Source organism: Hydrogenophaga sp., assembly GCF_028698005.1.
Lineage (GTDB): Bacteria > Pseudomonadota > Gammaproteobacteria > Burkholderiales > Burkholderiaceae_C > Hydrogenophaga.
In genome coordinates, this window is the sequence record NZ_JAQVEJ010000003.1 from 44170 (window position 1) to 53577 (window position 9408).

Annotated in this window: 9 protein-coding genes, 2 pseudogenes and 1 riboswitch; of the genes and pseudogenes, 6 read left to right on the forward strand and 5 right to left on the reverse strand. The window is 69.6% G+C overall.

Translation table 11 applies throughout. From position 1 onward, the window contains the following. Positions 1 to 1214 (forward strand): annotated as a pseudogene (locus tag PHQ87_RS00790) (excinuclease ABC subunit A); the annotation flags it as partial. A 6-nt stretch (positions 1215 to 1220) separates the two neighbouring features. Here PHQ87_RS00790 and PHQ87_RS00795 read toward each other — a convergent pair. The 3 genes from PHQ87_RS00795 to PHQ87_RS00805 are packed head-to-tail and all read right to left on the reverse strand — an operon-like array spanning position 1221 to position 2393. Then, the gene (locus PHQ87_RS00795; RefSeq protein WP_300230217.1) at positions 1221 to 1646 is read right to left on the reverse strand and encodes a type II toxin-antitoxin system VapC family toxin; all 426 of its coding nucleotides are present in this window, start codon (positions 1644 to 1646) and stop codon (positions 1221 to 1223) included. Next, a complete protein-coding gene (locus PHQ87_RS00800; RefSeq protein ID WP_300230219.1) occupies positions 1643 to 1954 on the reverse strand; it encodes a type II toxin-antitoxin system Phd/YefM family antitoxin in 312 nt (103 codons plus the stop codon). The genes PHQ87_RS00795 and PHQ87_RS00800 overlap by 4 nt, the downstream gene beginning before the upstream one ends. 55 nt (positions 1955 to 2009) lie before the next feature. After that, complete coding sequence (locus tag PHQ87_RS00805; protein ID WP_300230221.1) at positions 2010 to 2393, reverse strand: hypothetical protein; 384 nt, start codon at positions 2391 to 2393, stop codon at positions 2010 to 2012. 222 nt (positions 2394 to 2615) lie between these two features. On the opposite strand from PHQ87_RS00805, the gene PHQ87_RS00810 reads away from it, so the two are divergent. Next, a complete protein-coding gene (locus PHQ87_RS00810) occupies positions 2616 to 3713 on the forward strand; it encodes a YeeE/YedE family protein (RefSeq protein ID WP_300230223.1) in 1098 nt (365 codons plus the stop codon). A 7-nt stretch (positions 3714 to 3720) separates the two neighbouring features. Here the strand turns inward: PHQ87_RS00810 and PHQ87_RS00815 are convergent, their stop codons facing one another. Both PHQ87_RS00815 and PHQ87_RS00820 read right to left on the reverse strand, forming a co-directional pair. Next, a complete protein-coding gene (locus PHQ87_RS00815) occupies positions 3721 to 4959 on the reverse strand; it encodes an MFS transporter (RefSeq protein WP_300230225.1) in 1239 nt (412 codons plus the stop codon). Next, entirely contained in the window at positions 4956 to 5771 is an 816-nt protein-coding gene (locus PHQ87_RS00820; RefSeq protein WP_300230227.1) for an HAD family hydrolase, read from the reverse strand. Before PHQ87_RS00820 ends, PHQ87_RS00815 begins: the two co-directional genes overlap by 4 nt. 37 nt (positions 5772 to 5808) lie before the next feature. Beyond that, positions 5809 to 5880: riboswitch (S-adenosyl-L-homocysteine riboswitch) on the forward strand. A gap of 73 nt (positions 5881 to 5953) precedes the next feature. Here PHQ87_RS00820 and ahcY point away from each other — a divergent pair. From ahcY to PHQ87_RS00840, 4 genes and pseudogenes are all read left to right on the forward strand, one after another. Then, positions 5954 to 7387, forward strand: a complete 1434-nt coding sequence (gene ahcY / locus PHQ87_RS00825; protein WP_300230229.1) for an adenosylhomocysteinase — start codon at positions 5954 to 5956, stop codon at positions 7385 to 7387. 6 nt (positions 7388 to 7393) lie between these two features. Further along, on the forward strand, positions 7394 to 8155 hold the full coding sequence (locus tag PHQ87_RS00830) for a TlyA family RNA methyltransferase (RefSeq protein WP_300230231.1): 762 nt from the start codon (positions 7394 to 7396) through the stop codon (positions 8153 to 8155). Beyond that, the gene (gene metF, locus PHQ87_RS00835) at positions 8140 to 8976 is read left to right on the forward strand and encodes a methylenetetrahydrofolate reductase [NAD(P)H] (protein ID WP_300230233.1); all 837 of its coding nucleotides are present in this window, start codon (positions 8140 to 8142) and stop codon (positions 8974 to 8976) included. The genes PHQ87_RS00830 and metF overlap by 16 nt, the downstream gene beginning before the upstream one ends. Before the next feature lie 107 nt (positions 8977 to 9083). Then, a pseudogene (locus tag PHQ87_RS00840) lies at positions 9084 to 9353 on the forward strand (septal ring lytic transglycosylase RlpA family protein); the annotation flags it as partial. Positions 9354 to 9408 lie beyond the last annotated feature (55 nt).

Below are 9408 nucleotides of genomic sequence, written 5' to 3' on the forward strand. Positions count from 1 at the left end.
GGGCTCGGTGGCCGACCTTTCGGCGTCCGCGGATTCGCTGACCGGGCGCTATCTGCTGCACGCGATGAAGCATCCGCTGCAGGCACGGCGGCCTGTCTTGGCTTCCTCTTCCGCAACGGGGGATGGGCGCGCCGGCGTCGGCTGCGGAGGTGGACTGGCTGGAAGTGCGGGGCGCGAACCTGCACAACCTGCAGCAGCTCGACGCGGCCGTGCCGCTGCGGCGGCTCGTGGTGGTCACCGGCGTGTCGGGCTCGGGCAAGTCCACGCTCGCCCGCGACGTGCTGCTGACCAACGCCGCCGCCGCCGTGGCCATGCGCAGCACCGCCGCCGGCCGCCAGGCCTGGGACGCCGGCGAGCGCCCGGCCTGGGCCGGCTGCGCCAAGCTGCTCGGCATCGAGGTGGTGGACCGCGTGCTCGAAGTCGACCAGACCCCCATCGGCAAGACGCCGCGCTCGTGCCCGGCCACCTACATCGGCTTCTGGGACACCGTGCGCAAGCTGTTCGCCGACACCCTCGAAGCCAGGGCGCGCGGCTACGGGCCGGGGCGCTTTTCCTTCAACACCGGCGAAGGCCGCTGCCCGGCCTGCGAGGGGCAGGGCATGCGCACCATCGAAATGAGCTTCCTGCCCGACGTGAAAGTGCCCTGCGAGGTCTGCCACGGCGCCCGCTTCAATCCCGAGACGCAGGCCGTCACCTGGAAGGGCAAGAACATCGGCGAGGTGCTGCAGATGGCGGTGGACGAGGCGGTGGACTTCTTCGCCTCCATGCCCGCCATCAGCCACCCGCTGCAACTGCTCAAGGACGTGGGCCTGGGCTACCTCACTCTGGGCCAGCCCTCGCCCACGCTCAGCGGCGGCGAGGCCCAGCGCATCAAGCTCGTCACCGAACTGTCCAAGGTGCGCGACGACGTCGGCCGGCGCGGCCAGAAGGCGCCGCACACGCTCTACGTGCTCGACGAGCCCACCGTCGGCCTGCACATGGCCGACGTGGAAAAGCTCATCCGCGTGCTGCACCGGCTGGTCGACGGCGGCCACAGCGTGGTCGTCATCGAGCACGACCTCGACGTCATGGCCGAGGCTGACTGGATCATCGACCTCGGCCCCGAAGGCGGCTCGGGCGGCGGGCGCATCGTCGCCGCCGCCACGCCCGAGGACGTGGTGCGCCTGGGCACGCACACCGGCAAAGTGCTGGGGCCGGTGCTGGGGCGGGCCTGAGCCTGGTCAGGCTTGCCACGGGTTGACCAGCGGCACGCCTGTCCTGGCGTACCCGCCGACATCGCGTGAAACGATGGTCAATCCATGGTGAGCGGCCGTGGCGGCGATGATGAGGTCGGGCTGCGAGAAGGTGTGACCTGCCTTGCGCCCTTCTTCCACCATCAGCCGCCACTTGAGCATGATGCCCTCGCTGACGGGCAGCACCCGGTTGTCGAACATCGGGCGCAATTGCAGGTTGAGCCAGTCGTTGAGCGCGGCACGCTTGTGTGCATCTTCGACCTGCTCGCTCCCGACACGGATTTCCGCAAATGTTACCGTGCTGACGTACAGGCTGTCCAGCGGGCGCTCTCCGACGAACGCCACGACTTTTGGCTCGGGCTGTGGGCGCCGAAGCTCGGACAGGATGTTGGTGTCGAGCAGCCAGCCCTTCACAATGCCACGTCCCGCACCGGCATGGCTTCCGAACGGGTGATGGGCAGTTCGATGTCCTGGTGCGGTGAGGCCTGCATGGTGTCCACCAGCGCCTGTCCCGTGCGCTCGCCTTGCAGGCGCCGGAACTGGTCCGCCGAGATCACCACGACTTCATCCCTGCCGTGCACCGTCACGTGCTGCGGCCCTTCGCTGTGGACACGCCGAACCAGTTCGCTGAAGCGAGCCTTGGCGTCCTGGAGCAGCCAGTGCCCTGGCAAGGGGGCTGGGCGCTTGGGGAACGGTCGGTGATGGTTGGTTAATTTGGTCATACTGACCAGATTAACATGCGTGCCTGGGCATGGCAAGCCGCTGTTCGTGGCCGTTTTAGCGCGCCGCCACCCAGACCAGCGCCAGCCCGAGCAGGGCCGCCACCGCCAGCAGCAGGCGCGTGCGGCGGCGCAGCAGTTCCACCGCTTCCACCAGCCGCGTGTTCTGTTCGGCCAGGTCAGCCACGGTCTGCGTGAGCGCCTCCTGGGTCTGCTGCACGCGCCGCAGTTCCTCGCGCTGCGCCGCCAGTTCCCCCGCCAGCGTGGCCACCTCGGGCGGTGTGTCGGCGGGCAGCGGCGGCGGCGCGGGGGGCGGCGCCTCGGCTGGGCGGCGGCGCTGCCGGTCCACCAGTTGGCGGGCGGCCGTCAGCACCTTGGGCGCGTGCTCGATCACGTCGCCCCAGGGAATCACCTTCAATGCCACCAGCCAGGGAAAAGCCAAGACGCGCGCTCCATAAAGACGGGCGCCACCGGCACCCCCGAGGCCAAGCTTACGACACTTGCGCGCCGCCGGCACGGCACGCGGCGCTTGATCTGGCGCAAGCGCCGGCGAAATCGCCCCGCGCATGAAGGTTTGCCCTGAGCCGCGAGCAGGGCAAACGGCATAACATCCACATTTGCGCATAAAGCGATAAATAGATCAGAAAACAGAACAGAGGCTGCGATGGACTGGACCGCGTGGATCGAAACCCGGGGCGAACCGGTGGTGCTGGCGCTCATGGGCCTGCTGGTCGGGCTGGGCTTTGGCTTTTTCGCCCAGCGCTCGCGTTTCTGCCTGCGTGCCGCCGTCATCGAGTTCTGGCACGGTCGCTTCGGCGAGAAGCTTTCGGTCTGGCTGCTGGCCTTCGCCACGGCCGTGGTGGCGGTGCAGGCGCTCATTGCCGGTGGCTTGCTCGACACCGGTACCGCCCGGCAGCTCTCGGCCCGCGGCAGCCTGTCGGGCGCCATCGTCGGCGGGCTCATCTTCGGCGTCGGCATGGTCATGACCCGCGGCTGCGCCAGCCGCCTGCTGGTGCTCTCGGCCAACGGCAACCTGCGCGCCCTGTTGTCGGGGCTGGTCTTTGCCGTCACGGCGCAGGCCTCGCTGGCCGGCATCCTGGCGCCCTGGCGCGAGGCCATCGCCGGTTGGTGGGTGGTGGAGGGCGGTCCGGCGCGCAGCCTGCTGGCGCTGGCCGGCGTCGGCCCGGTGGACGGCATCGCCTTTGGCGGTCTCTGGCTTGTCACGGCGGCCTTTTTCGCCTGGCACACCCGGGCCGACGCCTGGCGCTGGGTCGGCGGCATCGGCACCGGCTTCATGGTGGCCCTGGCCTGGCTCGGCACCTACCAGGTGATGGCGCACTCGTTCGAACCGGTGCAGATCCAGGGCCTGACATTCAGCGGCCCCTCGGCCGAATGGCTGATGCGCGTGCTGGCCGAACCGGGCCAGCCCTGGACCTTCGGCCTCGGCCTCATGCCCGGCGTGTTCCTCGGCTCGCTGGCCGGCGCCCTGGTCGGGCGCGACTGGAAACTCGAAGGCTTCAGCGGCGCCTACACCATGCCGCGCTACATCGTCGGCGCCATCCTCATGGGCTTCGGTTCCATGCTGGCCGGAGGCTGCGCGGTGGGTGCCGGCATGACCGGTGGCGCCATCTTCGCCACCACCGCCTGGCTCACGCTGGCGGGCATGTGGGTGGGCGGCGGGCTGGCCGACCGGGTGCTGGACAGGCCGGCGCCAGGTGCCCGCAACGCTGGCGCCGGTGACATGCCGGCGTCCGCTCCTTGAGCGCGGGTCAGCGCGGCCGCCGCCGCAACAGCCATATCCCCAGCATCGCCACCACCAGCAGCAGCGCCGGAAACCCCAGCCGGGGCGACCACTGCAGGCTGGCCGCACCCAGGATCGGTGCCAGCACCCCGCCCAGGGTGTAGGCAAGCACGAGCACGGCAGTGCTGTTGACCAGGGTGACGCCCTGTTCGCGCGAGCCGATGTCGATCATGGCCAGGGTATAGAGGCACCCGCCGGCGCCACCCCAGACGAAGGCCACCGGGGCGGCCAGCCAGGGAGAGCCGGCCACCCAGGGAATCAGCAGTGTGGCCGCCAGGGTGAGGCCGGCGCAGGCGCGCATCAGCAGCAGCCGCGCGGCGCGGGCGTCGCCCCAGCGCTGGCGCGGGTGGTGGGCCAGACGGTCGGCCAGCACGCCGGCGGGCAGCATGGTCAGGGCGCTGCCCAGGCCGCTGGCCGACACCAGCAGCGCGGCGGCGCTGGCCCCCAGTCCCAGGCTCAGGCCGTACAGCGGCAGGATGGCCGTGAGTCCGCTTTCGAAGAAGCCGCCGATGAAACCCACCGCCATGATCAGCGGGTGCGCGCGCAGCGCGTGCCACACCCCGCGCCAGCCCACGGGTGCCGAGGTGGCGTCGCCGGCGCGGGGCAGGGGCGGGATCAGCAGGCTCCAGGCGAAGCCGCAGGCGATGAAGCCCAGCGACAGCCAGACAGCCTTGTCGCTGGCCGCGCCGACCGCAGCCAGCATGACCGGGCCGATGACGAAGGTGGCGCCCACCATGGTCTCGAAAATGCCCACGTAGCGGCCGCGCCTGAGCGGTGGCGAGAATTCGGCCACCACCGCCTCGGCCAGCACCCAGCGCAGGCCGGACGACATGCCGGCCAGCAGGGCCAGTGCGAACCACAGGGGCAGCGCCTGCGTGAGGGCGAAGCACAGGGTGGTGAGCACCGGCACCAGTGCCGAGAGCCAGAAGGTGCCGCGTCGCCCCAGTCGCTGGGTGATGGCCGAGGCGAAGGGCGTGATCAGGAACACGCCGATCCAGCCGGTGGCCGCGAACACGCCCGCCAGCGCCGTCGGCGCGCCCAGGGTCTTCAGGCGCAGCAGCAGCAGCGGAGCGAGCATGAAATAGCCCACCAGTTCCAGAAAGGTCGAGCCGAAGATGGCCAGCAGCCCGCGCCCGGCATGGGGCCGGGGTGCCTGCACGGTGGCGTTCAGCAACTCGGCAGCGGGGGGCCGGGGGGGCTCGCTCATTGCGCCGCCCCGCCGCCGCGCGCCGACAGCACGGCTTGCGCGACCTCGGCGAAGCCGGCGCCGCGCTCGCCCCGGGTGACGTAGCGCGGCCGGTGCGCCAGTTGGGTCCAGAAGCGCCGCACGTTGGCCACGCCCACACTGTGCGGGCAGTGCCCGAACATGCGGGCGTCGTTGGTCGAATCGCCCACATAGACCCAACGGTCCAGTTCCGCTTCCAGATCGGTGCCGAGGCGCTGGCGCACGATCCAGCGCGCGCCGGCCAGCTTGTCGTGGTCGCCGATCCAGCCGTTGATGTGGATCGAGCTGACCGTCGCGCGCAGGCCACCCGCCTGCATGAGGCGCACCACCTGCGCGATGTCGTCCTCGTTCAGATGGGCGAACTCGCTGTGGTCGATGGCGATGTCGGTTTCGCGGCCGGCACTGTCGGTGGCGAGCCGGGCGTGGGGCAGGCGCCGCAGCACGTCTTGCGCCACGGCTTGCAACTGCGCGAAGTTGCGCTCGCGCGTGGCGGCGTCCTGCAGCCAGTCCTTGCCCAGGCTGCCGTCGGGCCGGCGCCACAGGGCCACGGCCCCGTTCTCGGCCACGATGGCATCGACCGGCCAGTCCAGCGCGAAGGGCTCGCTCCAGCCGGCGGGGCGGCCGGTGATGGCGAACACCGGCAGGCCCGCGTCGCGCAGGCGCTGCAGCGCCAGGCGCGCCTCGCCCGTCAGCGCCCCTTCGGTGGTCAGGGTGTCGTCGATGTCGGTGAGCACGCCGATGATGCGCGCGCGCTCGGCCAGGGGCCAGTGGTCCAGGGGTGTGAGGGTCGTCATGGCTGGGCGGCAGTGTCGCATATGGGCTAAAATCCTGCATTCCGAGGAGCGTTGCAGCGCCGCCCTGGCGTGAGGCTCGGAACCCCCTTCGCAACGACGCTCATCTCCACTGTGCGCGTGAGGTGAGCCTGCTTCCCCTGCCGGTGGTGTCTTTGTTGAACCATGCTTTGGGAGCACACCTTATGAACGCACGCATGCCTGCCGCCGGCGCCGACAGCGTCATCACCGACATTGGCCTGGCCGACTGGGGCCGCAAGGAAATCGCCATCGCGGAAACCGAGATGCCCGGCCTGATGGCCATCCGCGAAGAGTACGCCGCCAGACAGCCCCTCAAGGGTGCGCGCATCACCGGCTCGCTGCACATGACCATCCAGACGGCGGTGCTGATCGAGACCCTGCAGGCGCTGGGTGCCCAGGTGCGCTGGGCCTCGTGCAACATCTTCAGCACGCAGGACCACGCCGCCGCGGCCATTGCCGCCGCGGGCACGCCCGTGTTCGCGAAAAAGGGCGAGACGCTGGAAGAGTACTGGGACTACACCCACCGCATTTTCGACTTCGGCGCCAAGGGCACCGAGGGCGAAGGCCCCAACATGATCCTGGACGATGGCGGTGATGCCACGCTGCTGATGCACCTGGGCAAGCGTGCCGAGAAGGATCCGTCCGTGCTGGCCAGCCCCGGCAGCGAGGAGGAGCGCATCCTGTTCGCCGCCATCAAGGCCAAGCTGGCCGAAGATCCGACCTGGTACAGCCGCAAGAGCGCGCAGATCATTGGCGTCACCGAAGAAACCACCACCGGCGTCAACCGCCTCAAGCAGATGTCGGCGCGCGGCGAACTGATGTTCCGCGCCATCAACGTCAACGACTCGGTCACCAAGAGCAAGTTCGACAACCTGTATGGCTGCCGCGAGTCGCTGGTGGACGGCATCAAGCGCGCCACCGACGTGATGATCGCCGGCAAGATCGCCGTGGTGTGCGGCTACGGCGATGTGGGCAAGGGCTCGGCCCAGGCTCTGCGTGCCCTGAGTGCCCAGGTCTGGGTGACCGAGATCGACCCCATCAACGCGCTGCAGGCCGCGATGGAAGGCTACCGCGTGGTGACCATGGACGAGGTGGCCAGCCAGGGTGACATCTTCGTGACGACCACCGGCAACAAGGACGTCATCACCTACGAGCACATGGCCGCCATGAAGGACCAGGCCATCGTCTGCAACATCGGCCACTTCGACAATGAAATCCAGGTGGCCGAGCTGGAAGCCCGCTGCCAGTGGGAAGAGATCAAGCCGCAGGTCGACCACGTGATCTTCCCCGACGGCAAGCGCATCATCCTGCTGGCCAGGGGGCGCCTGGTCAACCTGGGTTGCGCCACCGGCCACCCCAGCTACGTGATGTCCTCGAGCTTCGCCAACCAGACCATCGCGCAGATCGAGCTGTTCTGCCACCCCGACGGCTACGATGTGGGCAAGGTCTACGTGTTGCCCAAGCATCTGGACGAAAAGGTGGCGCGCCTGCAGCTGAAGAAGCTGGGCGTGAAGCTGACGGTGCTGACCGACGAGCAGGCGGCCTACATCGGCGTGCCCAAGGATGGCCCCTACAAGCCGGACAGCTACCGGTACTGATGTGCGATGCGCGCTGACCAGTTGCTCGTCGAGCGCGGTTTGGCGGTGTCGCGCTCGCAGGCCCAGCGGCTGATCGCCGCCGGCGTGCGCTGGCGCCTGCCGGGCGGCGCCTGGCAGCGCGTGGGCAAGAACGGCGAGGCCGTTCCCGATACCGCCGAACTGGCGCTGGACGACGCGGCCGAGGCGCGCTATGTGTCGCGCGGCGGCCTCAAGCTCGAGGCCGCGCTCGCGCGCACGGGGGTGTCCGTCCATGGCATGGCCTGTCTGGACGTCGGCCAGAGCACCGGCGGCTTCACCGACTGCCTGCTGCGCCAGGGCGCGGCGCGTGTCGTCGGTGTGGACGTGGGCCAGGGCCAGCTGCACGAGCGACTGCGGGCCGACGAGCGGGTTATCGCCATCGAACACTGCAACGCGCGCGAGCTGAGTGCGGCTCGCCTGCTCGAGGCCGGTGGCGAGGTGGCGCAGGGCCCGTTCGACCTGATCGTGGGCGACCTGTCGTTCATCTCCCAGACGCTGGTCTGGCCGGCACTGGTGCCATTGCTCAGGCCAGGTGGGCATCTGCTGATGCTGGTCAAGCCCCAGTTCGAGCTGCAGCCGGCGCACATCGGCAAGGGCGGCCTGGTCCGCGACGCAGCCAGCTATGCGCTCGTGCGCGAGCGCATGGCGCAGGCCTGTGTCGACAACGGCCTTGTGCTGCGCGACTATTTTGAAAGTGCCATCACCGGTGGTGATGGCAACCGGGAGTTTTTCGTATGGGCCTGTCCCTGAGTTTCGAGTTCTTTCCGCCCAAGACCCCCGAGGGCGCGGAGAAGCTGCGCGCGGTGCGCCAGGCGCTGTACGCGCTGAAGCCCGAGTTCTGTTCCGTGACCTACGGCGCCGGTGGCTCCACCCAGGACGGCACGCTGCAGACCGTGCAGGCCATCCTGGATGAGGGCCAGCAGGGTGCGTCGCACTTCACCTGCGTCGGTGCCTCGCGCGATTCCGTGCGCGAGAAGCTGGCGCAGTTCCGGGCCATGGGTCTGCGCCGCATCGTGGCCTTGCGCGGCGACCTGCCCAGCGGGTACGGCAGCATGGGCGAGTTCCGTTACGCCGCCGAACTGGTGGCCTTCATCCGCGCCGAGACGGGTGACCACTTCCACCTGGAGGTGGCCGCCTACCCCGAGACGCACCCGCAGGCGCGCACGCCGGGGGCCGACCTGCAGGCCTACGTGGGCAAGATCCGCGCCGGCGCCAATTCGGCCATCACGCAGTTCTTCTTCAACCCCGACGCCTATTTCCGCTTCGTGGACGAGGCGCAGCGGCTGGGCGCCGAGGCGCCCGTGGTGCCGGGCATCATGCCCATCACCAATGCAACCGGTCTGCTGCGTTTTGCCGACGCCTGTGGCGCCGAGGTGCCGCGCTGGATCCGCCTGCGCCTGCAGGCCTTCGGTGACGATACCGAGTCCATCAAGGCCTTCGGCCTGGACGTGGTGACGGCCTTGTGCGAGCGCCTGCGCCGTGGCGGCGCCCCCGGCCTGCATTTCTACACCATGAACCAGAGCACGGCCACGCTGGATATCCTGCGCCGCCTGGGGCTGGCTCAGGGGTAGGGCGGGTGGGCCTGATGCGCCGTCGCATGGTTTGCGCGTCCAGCCTGTCGCTGTTGCTGACGGGTTGCGCACGGGGCCTGGTAGGGGATGCGCCGCCGGTGGTATTCGCCTCGTGGTACGGTGCGCGACTGCAGGGCCGGCGCACGGCCAGCGGCGAGCGCTTCGACATGCATGCGCTGACGGCCGCGCACCGGCGGCTGCCCTTCGGCACGCGTGTGCGGGTGCGCAGCGTGGATACCGGCCGCGAGGTGGTGGTGCGCATCAACGACCGCGGCCCGCGGCACCCGGGGCGTGAGATCGACCTGAGCGCGGCGGCGGCACGGGCCCTGGGCATCGAGCATCTGGGCGTGGCAAGGGTGCAACTGTTTCGCGAATGAGCCGGCCAGTGGCGGTGGCTCGTCGCTTTTTTTCACCAAACGAGGAGATTTTCAT

Bases quoted from the DNA above. Each gene is read 5' to 3' on its own strand.
- PHQ87_RS00810 (WP_300230223.1), top strand. From the start codon at position 2,616: ATGGACTGGACCGCGTGGATCGAAACCCGGGGCGAACCGGTGGTGCTG.
- metF (WP_300230233.1), top strand. From the start codon at position 8,140: ATGGGCCTGTCCCTGAGTTTCGAGTTCTTTCCGCCCAAGACCCCCGAG.
- ahcY (WP_300230229.1), top strand. From the start codon at position 5,954: ATGAACGCACGCATGCCTGCCGCCGGCGCCGACAGCGTCATCACCGAC.
- PHQ87_RS00820 (WP_300230227.1), bottom strand. From the start codon at position 5,771: ATGACGACCCTCACACCCCTGGACCACTGGCCCCTGGCCGAGCGCGCG.
- PHQ87_RS00800 (WP_300230219.1), bottom strand. From the start codon at position 1,954: ATGACCAAATTAACCAACCATCACCGACCGTTCCCCAAGCGCCCAGCC.
- PHQ87_RS00830 (WP_300230231.1), top strand. From the start codon at position 7,394: ATGCGCGCTGACCAGTTGCTCGTCGAGCGCGGTTTGGCGGTGTCGCGC.
- PHQ87_RS00815 (WP_300230225.1), bottom strand. From the start codon at position 4,959: ATGAGCGAGCCCCCCCGGCCCCCCGCTGCCGAGTTGCTGAACGCCACC.